Origin of the sequence: Wocania ichthyoenteri Th78 (assembly GCF_000789235.1) — a bacterium.
Classification (GTDB): Bacteria; Bacteroidota; Bacteroidia; order Flavobacteriales; family Flavobacteriaceae; genus Wocania_A; species Wocania_A ichthyoenteri.
In genome coordinates, this window is sequence record NZ_KN525716.1 from 2,184,150 (window position 1) to 2,200,784 (window position 16,635).

Genomic DNA, 16,635 nt, shown 5'->3' on the forward strand with positions numbered 1-16,635 from the left:
TTTTTGCTTTCAGTCTTTAAATAACAACCAACAATCCAATTCCAAAAAATAAAATAAACCCAATAATAAGTATTTTCCAAAATACATGTGCTTTTTTTATTTCCATAAACTGAAAGGCTATTCCAAAAAATTTTAAAGCCGATAGTATTAATATAAAGAGTACAATATATTTGCTTTCTAATTTTGAAACCAAAGCAGAAGAGATGGTAAGCACCATTAAAATAATCCAAGTTATAGTTGCTGTTTTATTCATCTATTTAAAATCTGTAATTAACGGTTGTACTTTGTTTTAATTAGTTAAAATGGTATTAGTCTTTGATTGCCAAATGCCTATTATGGGCTAAAAGAGTAAATAAATTACGGGGAAAAGCATCATCCAAATTAAATCGCACATGTGCCAGAAAGCGCCACTTGCTTCAACATCTTCAATTTTTGTAGTTGAGTTTTCTATTTTTATTCCAAAATAAAGTGATGCTAAAATAACCAAGCCAACCAAAACATGAATCACATGAAACAAGGTAAGCATCCAATAAAACGTAAAGAATGTATTGTATCCTACAGTAATACCTTCATTGAGTTTTTCGATGTATTCAAAACTTTTTAAGCCTAGAAATAACAGACCAAATAACATGGTTAAAAGCAGTAGTTTTTGGGATTTAATTTTGTGCCCTTTTTTTAATTCTGATACCGAAACCGCCATGAAAAATCCACTTGTTAATAAAAACAAGGTGTTAAGCATCCCATAAGTGGTATTCAATTTCAACCTTGAATTATAAAATAATTCTGTCTCTTGATTACCGTAATATGCCATGGCTATAAGTGCAGCGCCAAAAGTGAACAGCTCAAGAAATATGATAATCCAGATGAGGATGCCTCCAGGCGGATACCAAATATTTTTATAATCAATTGTAGTTTCGTTCAATGTATCTAGGTTTAGTAAGTGTATTTATGATTGATGTTTAATTTTTTCATAGAGCTTTACTAACGATTGTAATAACTCAACAGGGTTGGTAAGTATTTGATAATGATTTTGGCCAAACATTTGCGGTAAATAATATTTCGCATTGGCTTCAATAGCTAATGCATACGAATTTATTTGACGCTCATTTAATTCCCGAAGTGCTTGTTTTACATCGTTAATACCATATTTACCTTCGTATTTATCATAGTCATTTGGTTTTCCATCCGAGATTAAAATAACCCATTTGTTTTTAGTATCGCGTTTATCCAACAATGCTCCGGAATGTCTTAAAGCTGTTCCAATACGGGTGTATCCGCTAGGCTCCACGCCACCAACTCGATATTTAGCGGTGTCCCAATTATCATCAAAACCTTTAATCGTTACATAACTCGAATGATTTCTTGTTTTTGAGTAGAAGCAGTCGATTGAAAAATCAATATTGAACTCATTTAAGATTTCTCCAAATAATATAGAGACCTGTTTTTCTACATCAATCACTCTATTTCCTGCTGCATAACCATCACTTGAAAGACTTGTGTCTAGAAGCAATAAAATGGATAAGTCCTTTTCTTTTTTGCGTTTGGATAAATATATTTTTTCAGAAGGCGTATGGCCCGTTTTTACATCAATAAACAAGTCTGTTATGGCATCAATATCAAATTCCTCGCCTTGTGTTTGTCGTCTTTGTTGCTGGTATTTGTTGTTAACCGTGTTTAGCATTTTACGCAAACCAACTAAGGTTGAACGATTATCGTTAAGTGTTTTTTTGTAGTACGCAACATCTAAAGTCGTTTGTGTTTTTTGGTACACTTTACAAAAATCTTCTTTATAAGCTCTGGTTTTGTAGTTCCATTCATCATAGGCGAGGTAATACCCTTCGCCTTCATGTTCTGAACTTTCAGCAATGGTGGTGTTTTCAATAAAATCAGCTTGATAAACAGAATGAGCGGTATCATCAACACGAACGGTGTGCTTCATTTTTACATCATCTAATGCGTTGGAGTGGTCTTCCAAATCATCATCGCCATCCATATCTCTAAAATTTCCACCAAATTCTTCAGCGGTTTCAACCTTTTCAAATTGATGTTGCAAAACCGCATCTTCCATTTGCTTCTGGTCAATTTGAACAGAAATGATTTCTTCTACGGCTTTTGATTTTATTGTGGTCTTTGGCTCTTCTTGATTGGCTTCTTTAACTTTGTCTGTAAAGTTTTTTAGTTGTTTTTTTGAATGGTTTTCGTGAGAGTTTCGCATCCACTTCCCATAGATAAAAGTAAAATCGGCAGGTTGTTTTGCAGTTGATTTTGATTGCTGATATGCTATGAATTTTTGATGATATTTTATGGTAATAGGGAACTGATCAAATAATGATTTTAAAACAGCATCAGAAGACTCCTGTGCTTTGGTTTGAGATTCTATTAAATCATGTTCTTGATTGTCATTCCAATTTAAGTTTAGATTTTTCTGAATAGACAGATATAAAACTCTAAATAGATAAAACGAAATGTTTTCTTCTTGGGTTTGATATTCATAATATTTAGTTGGCAAGAAGAAATTGTTGTTTCTGTAACCACCTTCTCTGTCAGCTTCAAAAATTTCTATAGATTCTCCAGTAATGGCGCGGGCAAAAATGGCTAACCGTGATTTGATATCGTTTAAATTTACCGCATGCTCAAGTTGTGCTTCCTTTTTCTTTTTTCTGTTCTTGAAGAAGAAAGCGAATTTGGTAAATATATATTCGTCTGGTTCGAATTCAAACATAGTTTTAAGTCTTCAGTTTTCAGTATTCAGGAGATTTGTGACTGCCAACTGAATACTGCCAACTGCTAACTGGATTAGATCATTAAATCACTTAAATCTTTCAGCGCCTGAATCACTTCTAAATCGTCTGTTAACGGCTCAATAACGGCAACATGCACCGAAAGTCGTTTAGGTAAACCAACATGAATAAGTTTTGCGGCATCTACCAATAATCGTGTGGATACCGTTTCGGTTAAACCAAGTTCTGTTAGGTTTCTAATTTTAGTAGCAATGTTCACTAATTTTTTAGCGGTATCTTTTTCTATTCCAGTTTCTGAAACTAATATTTCTGCTTCTAATTTTGCTTCAGGATATGCAAATGAAACGGCTACAAAACGTTGTCTTGTTGATGGTTTGAGTTCTTTAAACCCGCGTTGATATCCGGGATTGAATGAAGCCACTAGCATGAAATTTTTATGTGCTTTTACCGTTTCGCCTAACTTGTCAATAAACAACTCGCGTCTATGGTCTGTTAAAGAATGTATAGCAACAATAACGTCAGGTCTTGCTTCGGCAATTTCATCTAAATAGATGATATGCCCTTCTTTTACCGCTGTGGTTAATGGACCATCTAACCATAAAGTTTCGGCTCCTTTTATAATAAATCGACCTATTAAATCGGTTGATGAGGTTTCTTCATGGCAGGAAATGGTAATTAGTTTGGTTTCAAGCTTGTGTGCCATATATTCAATAAACCGAGATTTTCCAGTTCCTGTTGGCCCTTTTAGTAAAAATGGAATTTTACATTTGTAGGCGTGTTCAAAAACATCTATTTCTTTATGAATAGGTTGGTAGTATGGTGTGTTCATTTTGGTCATGCTGTATGTTAGCAAATGTGTTTAGCCCTGATTGAGGCATTTGTTGGAGCTCCTCAAAGAGAGCGACTGCCGAAAGCAGGAAATAGCTTCAAAAAAAACCAGAGCTGAAAATTTTTATAAATCAACTCTGGTAGAGTTAGTTTAGTTGTTAATCTGTAATTGTTTCTAAGGCTTCATCATTAGGTTTTCCGTGTTTATAGAAATCTATAAAATATAAGATGATACCTGTCATGAATAAGGTTGCGCAAAGAATAAGTACGATAAAATGGATTTCAATTTCTTTTTGAACTGCCATGAATTCCATTTTGAACTTACGCTCTAGATATACTTGTGCGACACCGGCGACACCAAAGGCGACCGTCATACCAATCATGCCAATATTTGACATCCAAAAGGCCATTCTGCCTCGAGTGCTTTCGTATAATTTTCTGCCTGTTAAATTTGGTAAACTATAACTTATAATGGCTAAAACAATCATAGCATAAGCGCCCCAAAATGCTAAGTGACCATGCATTGCGGTTACTAATGTGCCGTGTGTGTATAAGTTGGTTTGTGGTAAGGTGTGCGCGAATCCTAATAAACCAGCTCCTATAAATGATACGATTGCAGCACCAAGAGTCCAGTATAATGCTAAAGTATTTGGGTGTTTCTTTTCGCCTTTTCGATACATGTTAACAGCAAATAATGCCATAGCTAAAAATGCTAAAGGCTCTAATGCAGAGAAAATTCCACCTACGATTAACCAAATTTTGTTTACACCAATATAGTAGTAGTGATGCCCTGTTCCTAAAACTCCCGATAGGAATGTTAGTCCAACAATCACATATAGCCATTTTTCAATAACTTCTCTATCTACACCAGTTAATTTGATTAGTAAGAATGATAAAATTCCACCCATAATCAGTTCCCAAACGCCTTCAACCCAAAGATGAACAACCCACCATCTGAAGAAAGAATCTTTTACTTGACTATCAAATGGGAGCATGCCTGGTAAGTATAAAAGGGCAGCAAATAATAGTCCCATTGAAAGGACTAATGCTGTTGTGGTTCTTCGTTTTCCTTTGAATAAAGTTGTTAAAATTAGTCCTAAAAACAATAATACGTTTACAACAACTAAATAATCTAAAGGTCTAGGGATTTCTAAAAATTTACGTCCCTCCCAATAATTAAAATGATATCCAACAATGGCCGTAACGCCAACAAGCGCCAGACTTATTAATTGTACATAAGCTAGTTTTACACTTGCTAATTCGCGTTGTGCTTCTTCTGGGATAATATAATATGCAGCACCCATAAAACCGGATAATAGCCAGACTACTAATAAATTGGTATGTACTGCTCTGGCAGTGTTAAATGGAATAAAGCTGTGTAATCCATCCATTCCAGCATGGGCAAATCCCATAATAAAACCATATACTATTTGTAATCCGAATAATAACATGGAAAGGGCAAAAAACCAATACGCTACTTTTTGTGATTTATATTTCATTTTTCTCTCTTTTTAGTTAGTTATCGTCTTTTGCTAGCGGAGACACAACGGTATCAAATCCGTTTAAATCAATTTCTCCTATCCAATTAAAAAAGGCTATTAAATCGGCAGCTTCTTCTTGCGAAAAACCATAAGCCACCATTTTTCTTCCGTTAGGCGCCCAATCTACTGGGGTCATTAATACGGCTTTAACGTAGCCTTCGCCTCTTCGTTCAATAACCTTAGTTAGTTCTGGTGCGTAGTATGCACCTTCTCCCATTATGGTATGGCAACCCATACAGTTGTTTTCTTCCCAAAGGGTTTTTCCTCTTACAACAGCTTCTGTAATACCTTCTTCATTTGATTGGTCATTCGCTTTACTAAAAGAGTAAATAGTTAGACCAATAAATATCAGAAACGTGACTACTGTTCCGCCAAGAAAAAAAGCGCGTGCTTGTTTTTTTGATAACATATTTATTTAGTTTTGATTAGTATTCTGATTTTAGTGCATAACAAAATTGAAAATGTCACATTGAGCGCAGTCGAAATGCTAGTATTTTTTTGGATGTCTTCGACTGCGCTCAGACTGACATTTAGTATATTATTAATTTTTGTCATTTACTTGTTAATTCTAAAATGGTTTTAATTGTTTCTTTATTATCTACCCCTAAGCCTTCTTGTTGATGCATTAATTCGCCACCTGAATTAAACACACTTATAATATTGGAGTGTGAAAAATCCATAGGTGAAATTTGTTTGTATTTTACAGCCAAAACATTGGAAAATTCTCTAACACTAGTTACAGTCCCTTGTAAAAATGTCCATTGTTCTTCATCCATAAAGTTTTCTTTAGCAAAAGATTTTAAACGTTGTGGCGTGTCTGTTTCTGGGTCAATACTTACCAAGACAAAACGAAGGTCTTCAAGATTTTTTTTAGGAATTTGAGCTTCAATATTTCGCATATCGGCTACCAAACGTGGGCATGCTGCTTTACATGTGGTGTAAATCATGACCATGACTAAAGTTTTCCCTTTTAAATCTTCAAGTTGAATAGTTTCTCCTTCTTCGGTGTTCCATTTTGAAGTTAAATTGAAAATGGACTCTTCTGAGATTTCATTGTTTACGATGGTAGATTTTTGTTCGATTTGTTTTAAATCCATTTTACACACTGAACAACTCCCTGGTTCATTAAAAGTTTTCTCGCCTTCGCATTTCATCGGACATTGGTAGATAGTCAAATCATTAGTTTCTGAATTGGATTTCTCATTTTTGCATGCTATGAAAGACATCACAACACATAGGATTATAAAAATTGATTTTAATGTTTTCATTTCTCTAAATCTTTAACACATCTAAACCCTAAGTTTTTCATGGCATATTTTGCTTTTAAACTACCTCTGGTTGCGTATCGCATAAATGCGGCATAATTCATTAAATCGGTTGCGCCAATGGCAGCACTTCCACAGAACAGATTACTATCATTATCAACATCTTTTCTGGATTCGCCTGAAACCATAACTGAGTTAAAATCTAATGTCCATTCCCATACCAAACCGTGTAAATCATAAACGCCCCAATAATTCTTAAAGGTTGATCCAATAGGGTTATTGAAGGTTTTTGGCTTTTCGTACCAGCCTAAAATATATTTATTATACGTTTCTAATGTTCTGGCATCGGGCATGGTTTTGTTTGCCATGGCTACATATTCCCATTCATCAATGGTTGCTAATCTTTTATCTTGACAATCACAATAATCATTGGCCGCAAACCAAGAAATATTTGTAATGGGTGCATTTAAAGATTGATTTGTTCCTAATTCAGTATCAGAAGTCCAATCCCTTAAGTAATTACCATCTGCAAATATTTTTTTTACTTGAGAACGTTGCCATTTAGGGTGTTTTTTAACGAATTCTAAATACTCTTGATTTGTTACTGGATATACATCCATTTCAAAATCTGAAATAGTCACTTGTAAAGAGTCTCTTCCATAGAGTGGAGTATAAGTACCGCCTTTAATAAGAACCATTTTAGACTGACAATAAATTGTCGATAGGTATGAGATAAACAAAATTCTCGTTGCCAGCCTTAAAATAGTTCGCATTTTTTTAAATTATATAATATGATTAGTGACCGCTTTTAACAGCATCAACTTGAGCTTTCGTAACATTGGTTTTGTTATTGCCCCATGAGTTGTAAACATAAGTCATAACATCTGCTATTTCATCATTGCTTATAGACTGTCTAGTCATTACACTATTGTATTTTTGTCCGTTTACTGTAATCTCACCTGTTTTACCTTTAAGGACGATTTCAATAGCACGTCTTACATCAGCATTTAAGTAATCTGAATTTGCCAAAGGAGGAAATGCATTAGGAATTCCTTGTCCTTCTGCTTGATGGCAGGCAAAACAAGTTTGCATATAAATTTGTTTACCTGATTCCATTTTTTCAGCTAAGGTTTTATCAGTACTTGCAACTTTAACTTTTTTGTTTGAATCTACAGGCATTTCTTGAATTCCACCACCTTCAGGATGATAAATGCCTTCTTGTACAACACCAGAATAAATTTTCTTATTCTCTTCGCCTTCGACCTTTAACATGCCAAGAGCTCCTTTGTTGAATGCTCTGAATATGGAGTGGTCAACTAAAATAAAAGTTCCAGGTACGTCAACTCTAAACTCAACGATGGCTGCGCCACCTGCAGGAACTAATGTGGTTTGTACGTTTTCATTAATTAAGTCTCCACCTTCAACCATAACCTTGTCAAAGATTTCACCAATAACATGGAATGATGATACTAAGTTTGGGCCACCGTTACCAACATATAATCGAACCGTTTCGCCAACGTTTGCTGTAATGGCGTTATCACCTGTTAATGCTCCAACTGAACCGTTAAAAACCACATAGTCAGCATCTTCATCGACAGCTTTTTGCATGTCGAAAGCTTGAAGACCAGGATCTCCGTTTTCACCTTTTGTATAGAAATCACCTTGCATAATGTAATATTCTTTATCTACCTGAGGTAAACCACCTTCTGGCTCAACTAAAATTAAACCGTACATACCGTTTGCTATGTGCATACCTACTGGTGCTGTAGCACAGTGGTACACATACAAACCAGGGTTTAGGGTTTTAAAACTGAACATTTTTTCATGACCAGGAGCCACAAAAGAAGATGTTGCTCCACCTCCAGGACCTGTTACAGCGTGTAAATCTATATTATGAGGTAATTTATTATCTGGATGGTTAGATAAGGTAAACTCTACTTCATCACCAACCCGCGTTCTTATAAAGCTTCCGGGAACAGATCCACCAAAAGTCCAATAGTTATAGGTTGTTCCATCGGTCATGGTACCTTCTTGTTCAAGAATTTCCATATTTACTATGAGTTTTTTTGCTTTACGTCTTCCAACTGGAGTAGGCACATTGGGAGGAGAAGTCAATTCAGCAAGCATTTCTTTACTTACAGGAATGTCTGTAGCATCTGCATATTCTTTTTTTTCATTATCAATACAAGCTGTAAATGATAGGGTTAGCATTAATGCCATTAGAATATATGGCATCATCAATGGTTTTTGTTTTACCTTCATGATTTAGTTGTTTATGTAGTTATGGTTATTTTAAAAAAGACTTTTTTGTCTTTTTTGTGGTTATTCAAAAATAATTGTTATAACTGTTTTAAAACATGACATTTGTCATGTACATGTTTTTGTAGATATTTAAATAACCTTAAAAAGAACTTTAACTTTGAGATAAGCTATTATCCTTTATACTAGTAGATTACGAAGGAGATATTCATATAACAATTACGTCCTTGCCTTGGTATATTATTCCAATCTGCATAGGTAGAATAATGGGCGTCTAAAACATTTTCAACACCATATTTTAAAATCCATTTATTGTTATTGGTATAGAACATATTTCCTAAATTAATATTTAAAATACCGTATGCAGGTGTTTTGTCTTCACCATAAAAACTACTATAATTGCTTTGATTTCCGTTGCCTTCAAATTGAATAGCGGCATTAAATGTTGAAGTATTGTAGCTCGCTTCAGCCAAATAAGATAAAGGCTTTATTAGCGGTAAATTTTCATCGTTACTACCTTTTCCGTAGTTGTAACCAAGGGTTCCGTTTACTGAAAATGTTTTTGAAAATTTATAAGATGAATTCAAATACACATCAAAAATAGTGGCATTTGGTAAGGATTTGTAAATTCGAACCCCATTTGCACCAATAGTCATAGGACTTAGTGAAGCATCAACATCTCCAATAATATAATCCATAATATGAAAATAAGACGTTTCAATACCAATATGGAATTTACTATTATGAAAATCAGCCTTTACATTCGCTTCAATCGCTTTTTCATTTTTCAAGGTTGGATTTCCTATGTAATCATAATTATCAAAACTGTTGAAAAGAAAAAAACCGTAGCCTTCGCTAACTGATGGTGCTCTTTCGCCGTAACCCAAGCCAAAACTAACATCATAACTTTTCTTTTTAAAGGTGTAATCTGAAGCTATACTAGTTAAAAATCTACTTTTTGTATCACTAATTTCAGGGTAAAAAATTTGAAGACTTTCCAATCCAGCTTCTTTAGCAATTGTATTTTTATGATAACCAAACCTAACAGACATTGAAAGCGCTTCATTTTTATTTAAAGAAAAATCATCTTTAGCAAAAATTCCAGTATAAAGGGTTCTAATATCTGGCCATGTGTACATAAACATGGCAGGTTGATTGGGGTCGTTTGGATACATCGACATTTCTGCTAACGAACGGTTGTAAAATCCATTAAAATTTAATGCTAACTTATGTTTGTTAACTTGTGTTGTTGCTTTACTATAAAACCCGTAAGTATCACTCCACCCTGGCATATCCATACGAATAGGCACATCCAGACGTTTAGAATCGTCCATAATATGCGTAATGGTATTAAAATATAGTTTAGTTTCTATGGTTTGTATTAAGGTTGAATCGTTGGCGTAATTATGAGTTACCGAAGTGATTAAAGCTTCAGCTAAAGAGACATCCATGGGTAGTGCTGGATAGCCAACATCTGTGGCTCTGTCGTAAATCACGTTAGCATCTATAGCGTGGTTTTCTGATAGTTTATATCCCGTTTGAAGCGACACATTATATTTCTCAAACTGCGAGTATAGAATTTTTTTACTGTTTCCAGCATCGTAATTATCAGATTTTCTGTAGATACCATCGGCATTAACGTAAAATTTATTGCCTGAATATTCAAGATCTAAACCTCCTGTTTTGTAGTTTCCGTTGGTTTCGTAGCCTAAATCTACACTTGTTTTTAGTCCAGAATCGTTAAACTTACTAGATGGTAATTTTAAATCGATACCTCCACCAACGCAATGTCCATTTTCTACACCAGTTTGTCCAGAACCAACACTTACTTTTTCTAAATTGGACACGTCTACATACGATGTAATAGGATCCATTTTATCTGTACATGCACCAAAAATTTGCATACCATCAATGGTGACGTTTAACCTGTCGCTATTCATGTTATTTATAGTTGGTTCCCATGCGTAATTACCACGTTTTATCATAGTAACTTTATTGTTTTTTTCTAAATAATCATCTATACTAGACAAGGTTTTTTCTTGGCGATAGTTACTTAATTTACGTCTTCCTAAAACGATAACTTCGTTTAATTTAGTCGTGTCTTTTTTAGTTGCAATATTTTCTTGAGCAAAAATAAATCCGCTGATAAATAGGCATATACTATATATAATGAATTTTTTCATGTGATAGTTTTAGTGTTTTTTGAAAGGACTTGTTAAAAAGCAAAAAAAAAATTATCAGACTGAGCATAGTTTTACGCTAAAAAGGGCACCTCGACTACGCTCAGTGTGATAACTAATTATTTAAAATTCGAGTTCTAAATACAATGAGCTTTTTTCGTTAGTATCTGTAACATCTTCTCCTTTTAATACCTCGTCGTGTTTGTTAACTAGTTTTAAATTGAGCACCCAATACCCTGTCATAGTTAACGATAAATCACCATGATACATGTGGTCTTCTTTATTATAACTTAAATCGGTGTTGTTTGGTGAACTATGATTGCCCATTCCTGGCATTCTAGGATCTAGTGTAATGGTGTAATCTTCAACCACAGGAAAAGTCATCATATTTTCCATTTTAAAAAGGCCAACTTTAAGATTGTTAATTGCAATTTTTGGTTCGCTTGGTTCAATTAAGGCAATAATATATCGACTATCATCGCTTCCCATAAAACTAGTAGTATTTTGTTTTTCTGACTGTAAAACTGTAATAGTATTAGATGCCGTATAATCTGTTCCATCAATATTATAATTAATGGTTAAAGACCAACCGGAGCCATCGGCATTCGTCATTTGATAGATGATAAAACCTTGGTAAACGGTTTCTTTATCTATGGTTTTTGTGATTTCAGATTTAGGACACGAATGCTGCATTGTTGGCATTTGCATCATGGGCATCCAAGAAAGTGTTGCGTTTTTTATATAACTACTTGTTTCGTTATCTTTTATTCTAATACTTACATTATTATAGCCTGTTTTAAAATCTCCAGTGGTATTAAACAGCTCTATGGTATGTGTGGTATTAGCTATTTCCTGTATTTTTATAAGATCTTCAACTTCGTTTATTATTGGTGTTTCGTTATCTGTTGAACAGGATATTGCAAAAATTGCAATAGATAGGATAGGTAATAAATATTTAAAATTCATTTTAGTTTATTTTTGATGTTCAAAATAAGTCTGAAAACCTCCTGCTCGCTTAACAAAATAAGCAAGACATAGAAGTAAAATCTAAGTGATTTTATAAATCGAAAAACTAACTAAAATTTGGTGGAGGTGTATCTATATCTAGATACATGTTATTAATTTTTGGAGTTTTAAAAGTTGTATTTTGCTTAAAGGTACTTGAAGAAACAAATACACTTTTAACGGTGTTTATAGTTAATAAGCAAAACATATCTAAGGCAATACGTTTACTTTCTTGTAAAGGATTATCTGAGTTGTTAGAATCTCCATTATTTTCAGAGAGTTCTTTGCGTAATTGACATTTACCATTACAACCTTTTTGCTCTTCTTTTTGAATACATAATGTCTTTGCTATAAAGTCTTGATTAACAATAAAATCTCCAACAATAACAAGCGTGTTTATATTATGTGCGAATAATATAAAGACTAATATAAAAGCAGTTATGTTACGAGTTATTACTTTTAGCATGATGCAAATTTATATGAAACGAAGTAAAGTAAACATGATTATTGTCACTAATTTTTATAATTTAAAATAATTAAAATAATTAAAATAAGTTTTAATTAAGGTTTCTAATTCTATTAAAGTTTTACTAGATTTAGTGTTGTTATTTGATTCTTTTATGGTTGAAATCTTATCTAACATCGGTATTAAAACCACGTGTAGCTGATTATGTGGTTCGCCTTTCATTGAGCAGTTTTTAATTATATAACTAGTTTGTTCTGAAAGGATTTCGCCTAAATTCGTATAATCTTTTTGTTCCCTTTTTTTAAAATCAGAAATAATAGAATCCATAATTTTAATACCTTTATGGGTTTCAAGGTTTGCAATCCATTTTTCGCCATTGTTTAAATTAAGTTCTAAATTATCTGCTACTGAAATTTCTTCAGCTTTTGTTGCATTTTTACAACTTAGTGTTACAATTAAAATGAGTATTAAGGATAAGGTTTTTATTTTCATAATTTAATGTCAATTATTGGCTTAAAAATCTTTCTTTTTAGATTTGAATATAATTCTTAAAACTGGTAAAATTACCCAAACAGTTAGCATTATAAAAGATACAATTAATCCGAAATTAGTACCAAAAAATTGCTTAAAAACTGCTCCTGTGTACCCTAATAATGCCGAAATATCTAATTTTAAAAGAATGAGTGTTCTTGATAAATCTATTGGATTGAGCATCGTACCAATTAACGATACTTTGTCTAACGGATAATCTTCAAACATAATTAGGGTCATTAAAAACAAACCATCATAAATTACTGCTAGGAATAACCATAGTAAAATGGCATACCCAAAACCTTTTATCTTATTTTCGTTTGATAGTGCAATATTAAAAGCTAAAGCTGTGAATATTAATGTTAAAAAAGTTCCTGTAATTAGTAGTAAAGAAAAATCCCAAATGGCACTACTTTCAAATAGACCATAAAAAACAAACGGAATGCCTAAACCTAAAATTAAACTCATAGAAAGTGATAAAGCAACACCTAAATATTGCCCTAAAAATATAGATGAACGTTTTAAAGGCTGGGCTAATAATAACTCTGTGAATTCTTTGGAATTATAGTAGTACATTACGCCAAAAATAGTTCCTATTAATGGTACTAAAACGATAATAACATTCATTAAAGTAATGACTGCTTTTGAAAGGTCGTTGTTTAAAAACAAGAGTACAATACCTAGCAATAAATAGAATGCAAAATACACGTAACTCCAGCGGCTACGCATTAAATCGTAAAAACTATATTTTAATATTTTAAACATGATTTTCTGTAAGTATTGATGCTATGGCGTGTTCGAAATCGGGTTGATTGGTCTTATTTTTTAATTCTGAAATAGTGCCTTTAAAGTATATGTTTCCTTCTAATAAAAACACAATTTCGTCTGAAACTTCTTCAACAAAACTCATAATATGCGAGGTTATTAAAATGGTTTTTCCTTTAGCTTTTTCTACTTGAATTAAACCTTTTAATCTGATTAGTGAAATAGGATCTAAGCCTGTTGTTGGTTCATCTAAAATAATAAGCGGACTATCAAACATAAAGGTTAGTACAAGGTTTACTTTTTGTTTTGTACCTCCAGAAAGATTGCCTAGTTTTTTATCTAAAAAAGGTTCTAGCTTAAAAAGCTGTATTAAGCGTTCATCTTCATCTGTATTTTGGCGTAAGTCCTTAATCATTTTGATTAATTCTTTCACTTTTAAATTGCTAGGAAAGTTGGCTATTTGAGGTAGATAATTAATTTTATGTCTGTAGTCTGAATTTTTTTTTATGTTTTCTCCAAGTACAGAAATGTCACCTTCATTCGGGATAACCATACCTAAAATAGATTTTATCAATGTTGTTTTTCCTGAACCATTTGGCCCAAGAACTGCAAAAATACCACCTTCGTTTATGGTTAAATATAAACCACTTATAACTTGGTTTTTGCCAAATTTTTTATGTAGATTTTTAATGTTTACCATGTTATTTGTTTTGTTAGTGGGTTGTTGTCTAGTAAATTATCTGGTGTAAATACTGGCGATACCTTTTCGGAAAAATCAATAATATCAATAAACATACTACGTAATAAAATAATAGTTTCTGGTGTGCGATTTACAATGTATGAAAATAACTTTACAGGTCTATATGGTACATCGCCAATACCATTTTTATCAAGATCGTAACCAGTGTAATTACTCCAGTAATTTCTATCAAAAACATTATCGTTAACCTTACTATTATAAGCAATATCAAAAGAATTATACAGAAAGTTGTTTTCTAAAAAATAATTGGTATAACAGGCACCACGAACTTTAATTGCCCAACCGTTGTTTTTAAAATTATTGTGTTTATAGGTAATACGGTTTGAGCCTTCAATGTTAATACCAATAGTATTTTCTTCAAAGGTATTGCCAATAATTTCGGCATCATTAATTTCTTTTAAAAGCATACCATAAGAGGCTGTTCCCCAATTTTCTTTAAAAATGTTGTTGTACATTTTTATGCGTTTTGAAAACATAACAGCAACTCCAGCACCGTTGTTTTCAAAGATGTTGTCTTGATAAATGTCATCATTAGAAAACATAAAATGCAAGCCATAACGTATATTTAAAGCGCTTACGTTGTTTTTAATAGTGCAGAAATTTGAAAACTCTAAATAGATGCCATCTCTAACATGCTGCACAAAATTATGTTCAATTTCAATATTTTTACTGTACCAAAGCTGAATTCCATTTCCAGAATTGTATTCTTCAACAGCATCACCAATAATTTTGTTGTGAAACACTTTCCCGTCCCTTGATTTTTCAATATAAATTCCAAAGAATAGCTTTTCTAAAACTAAATTTTGAATGATAAAATTTTTGCTGTTTTTTACACGAATAGCAGCATAATCTTCAGTATAACTGGTGCCGACATTTATAATAAATAAGCCATCTACTGTAACATTATCTGATGTTATGGTAATAATTTCGCCTTTTAACTCTCCATCTATTACAGGATAATTTTCACCAATTATAGTTAAGGATTTATTAACGACAATATTATGCTCTTTGTAAATAGCTTTTTTAACAATAATAGTATCAAAATCTTTAGCTTGAGTAATGGCTTCTTTTAATGTTGAAATTTTGCAATTACCACAAACCTCAATAGTTTTTGCCATAGTTTGGCTAGCCATTAAAATGGCTGATAAAAAAACGAGTAAATTTTTCATACTACTAGTCTTTTAAATGTGATAGTAATTCTGTCCAAGTATATAAATCGCCTCCTTTTTCAGACAGTGTTTTTTCAGCGTCAGCTTTATTTTTAAATGCTGATAAAAAAGCACCCATTGGGCTTGGTATGTTTTCGCTAATTAAAAAAGTAGCTTTTGTAGCATTAATTAAAACTTCTGGCTCTGTGTAGTTGTTTGATAAGTAAAGTTCAATTTCTGTAGTATCAAATTCATCCATAAAATTAATCATACATTCTGTAGCATCGAACATATATACTTTGCCTTTTTTGGTTACAATTTCTGCGGCGTGAACTTTATCAACAATTGTCATTTTACAAAAATGACAACCATCGCTTCCGTAATTTATTTTTTTTGGAGATATATTACAGCTGAAAGACAACAGTAATAATGAAATGATTGAATAGTGTTTTAGTGTTTTCATTTTTAGTGTTTTTCCAATCCTAATAATACTTTCCAAAAGGAAAGACTTAATTAAGAAGGGTTTAATTTTTTGTTTTTTTGCCCACCAAATAAGCTATAAATCCAGCAGTAATACCTGCCCCTAAAAATAGCGCACCCAATTGTGGGTAGGAATGTGCTCTGAAATTTAAAATATCCTTGCTTCCAAATAATGGAGGTTGAAAGCCCATTTGTGTTCCATCTGGATTAGTAAATTTCATAATGGCCTTTGGGTCTAAATTATGCCCATAATCATGTTCCCATAGATAAAAATCGTACATGCCTGCAGCACTCAAAATAATCATCAAAATAAACCATCCTAAAAACCATTTGTAATTTCCTATAAATGCTATTAAAAGGCCTATAACAGAGGTTATAATAATTCCTAAAGGAAAAATTTTAAATTCGGGAATTGCATCTGGGATATATTTCATGCCTACATAATGATTCATTAAGTTGATGTTTTTTATATCATGTGGATTAGCGTCCGAAAAATCGTTAATATGAATATACATGCCTAAAGGCGTTGGGTATTGTGGTGCTTCTAAAGTTATTTTCCATAAGGGAAATAAAAACAGTCCTAATGGCAACAATGCCGCAATGAGCATAATGATATTTGATTTTTTCATTTTACTAAAACTAAATGATTAAACAATTTTATGTTTA

General features: G+C 32.6%; 18 protein-coding genes. All 18 read right to left on the reverse strand.

The window, feature by feature from the left end; all coding sequences use genetic code 11:
* Positions 1-16: 16 nt before the first annotated feature.
* Complete coding sequence (locus RG22_RS09540; protein WP_034042766.1) at positions 17-253, reverse strand: cytochrome C oxidase subunit IV family protein; 237 nt, start codon at positions 251-253, stop codon at positions 17-19.
* A gap of 87 nt (positions 254-340) precedes the next feature.
* A complete protein-coding gene (locus RG22_RS09545) occupies positions 341-922 on the reverse strand; it encodes a cytochrome c oxidase subunit 3 (protein WP_034042767.1) in 582 nt (193 codons plus the stop codon).
* A gap of 24 nt (positions 923-946) precedes the next feature.
* Positions 947-2,722 (reverse strand): nitric oxide reductase activation protein NorD, encoded by a 1,776-nt coding sequence (locus RG22_RS09550; RefSeq protein WP_034042769.1) that lies wholly within the window; start codon positions 2,720-2,722, stop codon positions 947-949.
* A gap of 74 nt (positions 2,723-2,796) precedes the next feature.
* Positions 2,797-3,570, reverse strand: coding sequence for a CbbQ/NirQ/NorQ/GpvN family protein (locus RG22_RS09555; protein WP_156113370.1), 774 nt, complete (start codon positions 3,568-3,570; stop codon positions 2,797-2,799).
* A 157-nt stretch (positions 3,571-3,727) separates the two neighbouring features.
* Complete coding sequence (locus RG22_RS09560; RefSeq protein ID WP_034042773.1) at positions 3,728-5,068, reverse strand: cbb3-type cytochrome c oxidase subunit I; 1,341 nt, start codon at positions 5,066-5,068, stop codon at positions 3,728-3,730.
* A 16-nt stretch (positions 5,069-5,084) separates the two neighbouring features.
* Positions 5,085-5,519, reverse strand: coding sequence for a c-type cytochrome (locus RG22_RS09565; protein ID WP_034042774.1), 435 nt, complete (start codon positions 5,517-5,519; stop codon positions 5,085-5,087).
* 142 nt (positions 5,520-5,661) lie between these two features.
* On the reverse strand, positions 5,662-6,378 hold the full coding sequence (locus tag RG22_RS09570) for an SCO family protein (protein ID WP_034042777.1): 717 nt from the start codon (positions 6,376-6,378) through the stop codon (positions 5,662-5,664).
* On the reverse strand, positions 6,375-7,073 hold the full coding sequence (locus RG22_RS09575) for a formylglycine-generating enzyme family protein (protein WP_244462138.1): 699 nt from the start codon (positions 7,071-7,073) through the stop codon (positions 6,375-6,377). Before RG22_RS09575 ends, RG22_RS09570 begins: the two co-directional genes overlap by 4 nt.
* 97 nt (positions 7,074-7,170) lie before the next feature.
* Entirely contained in the window at positions 7,171-8,637 is a 1,467-nt protein-coding gene (gene nirK, locus RG22_RS09580; RefSeq protein ID WP_034042781.1) for a copper-containing nitrite reductase, read from the reverse strand.
* A gap of 182 nt (positions 8,638-8,819) precedes the next feature.
* Entirely contained in the window at positions 8,820-10,817 is a 1,998-nt protein-coding gene (locus tag RG22_RS09585; protein WP_034042783.1) for a TonB-dependent receptor plug domain-containing protein, read from the reverse strand.
* A gap of 120 nt (positions 10,818-10,937) precedes the next feature.
* Positions 10,938-11,780 (reverse strand): hypothetical protein, encoded by an 843-nt coding sequence (locus RG22_RS09590; protein ID WP_034042785.1) that lies wholly within the window; start codon positions 11,778-11,780, stop codon positions 10,938-10,940.
* A gap of 106 nt (positions 11,781-11,886) precedes the next feature.
* On the reverse strand, positions 11,887-12,285 hold the full coding sequence (locus RG22_RS09595; RefSeq protein ID WP_034042788.1) for a hypothetical protein: 399 nt from the start codon (positions 12,283-12,285) through the stop codon (positions 11,887-11,889).
* A 54-nt stretch (positions 12,286-12,339) separates the two neighbouring features.
* Positions 12,340-12,777, reverse strand: a complete 438-nt coding sequence (locus tag RG22_RS09600; protein ID WP_034042789.1) for a hypothetical protein — start codon at positions 12,775-12,777, stop codon at positions 12,340-12,342.
* Positions 12,778-12,798: 21 nt separating this feature from the next.
* Entirely contained in the window at positions 12,799-13,581 is a 783-nt protein-coding gene (locus RG22_RS09605) for an ABC transporter permease (RefSeq protein ID WP_034042791.1), read from the reverse strand.
* Positions 13,574-14,281, reverse strand: a complete 708-nt coding sequence (locus RG22_RS09610; RefSeq protein WP_034042793.1) for an ABC transporter ATP-binding protein — start codon at positions 14,279-14,281, stop codon at positions 13,574-13,576. The genes RG22_RS09605 and RG22_RS09610 overlap by 8 nt, the downstream gene beginning before the upstream one ends.
* Positions 14,275-15,510: a nitrous oxide reductase family maturation protein NosD gene (locus RG22_RS09615; protein ID WP_052143693.1), complete on the reverse strand. Its 1,236-nt coding sequence runs from the start codon at positions 15,508-15,510 to the stop codon at positions 14,275-14,277. Before RG22_RS09615 ends, RG22_RS09610 begins: the two co-directional genes overlap by 7 nt.
* Positions 15,511-15,514: 4 nt before the next feature.
* Entirely contained in the window at positions 15,515-15,952 is a 438-nt protein-coding gene (locus RG22_RS09620; protein ID WP_034045938.1) for a nitrous oxide reductase accessory protein NosL, read from the reverse strand.
* Positions 15,953-16,013: 61 nt separating this feature from the next.
* Positions 16,014-16,598: a hypothetical protein gene (locus RG22_RS09625; protein WP_034042796.1), complete on the reverse strand. Its 585-nt coding sequence runs from the start codon at positions 16,596-16,598 to the stop codon at positions 16,014-16,016.
* Between the last annotated feature and the right edge of the window lie 37 nt (positions 16,599-16,635).

Excerpts from the sequence above, each read along its gene's own strand:
- RG22_RS09540 (WP_034042766.1), bottom strand. The coding sequence starts at position 253 with ATGAATAAAACAGCAACTATAACTTGGATTATTTTAATGGTGCTTACC.
- RG22_RS09550 (WP_034042769.1), bottom strand. The coding sequence starts at position 2,722 with ATGTTTGAATTCGAACCAGACGAATATATATTTACCAAATTCGCTTTC.
- RG22_RS09555 (WP_156113370.1), bottom strand. The coding sequence starts at position 3,570 with ATGAACACACCATACTACCAACCTATTCATAAAGAAATAGATGTTTTT.
- RG22_RS09560 (WP_034042773.1), bottom strand. The coding sequence starts at position 5,068 with ATGAAATATAAATCACAAAAAGTAGCGTATTGGTTTTTTGCCCTTTCC.
- RG22_RS09565 (WP_034042774.1), bottom strand. The coding sequence starts at position 5,519 with ATGTTATCAAAAAAACAAGCACGCGCTTTTTTTCTTGGCGGAACAGTA.
- RG22_RS09570 (WP_034042777.1), bottom strand. The coding sequence starts at position 6,378 with ATGAAAACATTAAAATCAATTTTTATAATCCTATGTGTTGTGATGTCT.
- RG22_RS09575 (WP_244462138.1), bottom strand. The coding sequence starts at position 7,073 with ATGGTTCTTATTAAAGGCGGTACTTATACTCCACTCTATGGAAGAGAC.
- nirK (WP_034042781.1), bottom strand. The coding sequence starts at position 8,637 with ATGAAGGTAAAACAAAAACCATTGATGATGCCATATATTCTAATGGCA.
- RG22_RS09585 (WP_034042783.1), bottom strand. The coding sequence starts at position 10,817 with ATGAAAAAATTCATTATATATAGTATATGCCTATTTATCAGCGGATTT.
- RG22_RS09590 (WP_034042785.1), bottom strand. The coding sequence starts at position 11,780 with ATGAATTTTAAATATTTATTACCTATCCTATCTATTGCAATTTTTGCA.
- RG22_RS09595 (WP_034042788.1), bottom strand. The coding sequence starts at position 12,285 with ATGCTAAAAGTAATAACTCGTAACATAACTGCTTTTATATTAGTCTTT.
- RG22_RS09600 (WP_034042789.1), bottom strand. The coding sequence starts at position 12,777 with ATGAAAATAAAAACCTTATCCTTAATACTCATTTTAATTGTAACACTA.
- RG22_RS09605 (WP_034042791.1), bottom strand. The coding sequence starts at position 13,581 with ATGTTTAAAATATTAAAATATAGTTTTTACGATTTAATGCGTAGCCGC.
- RG22_RS09610 (WP_034042793.1), bottom strand. The coding sequence starts at position 14,281 with ATGGTAAACATTAAAAATCTACATAAAAAATTTGGCAAAAACCAAGTT.
- RG22_RS09615 (WP_052143693.1), bottom strand. The coding sequence starts at position 15,510 with ATGAAAAATTTACTCGTTTTTTTATCAGCCATTTTAATGGCTAGCCAA.
- RG22_RS09620 (WP_034045938.1), bottom strand. The coding sequence starts at position 15,952 with ATGAAAACACTAAAACACTATTCAATCATTTCATTATTACTGTTGTCT.
- RG22_RS09625 (WP_034042796.1), bottom strand. The coding sequence starts at position 16,598 with ATGAAAAAATCAAATATCATTATGCTCATTGCGGCATTGTTGCCATTA.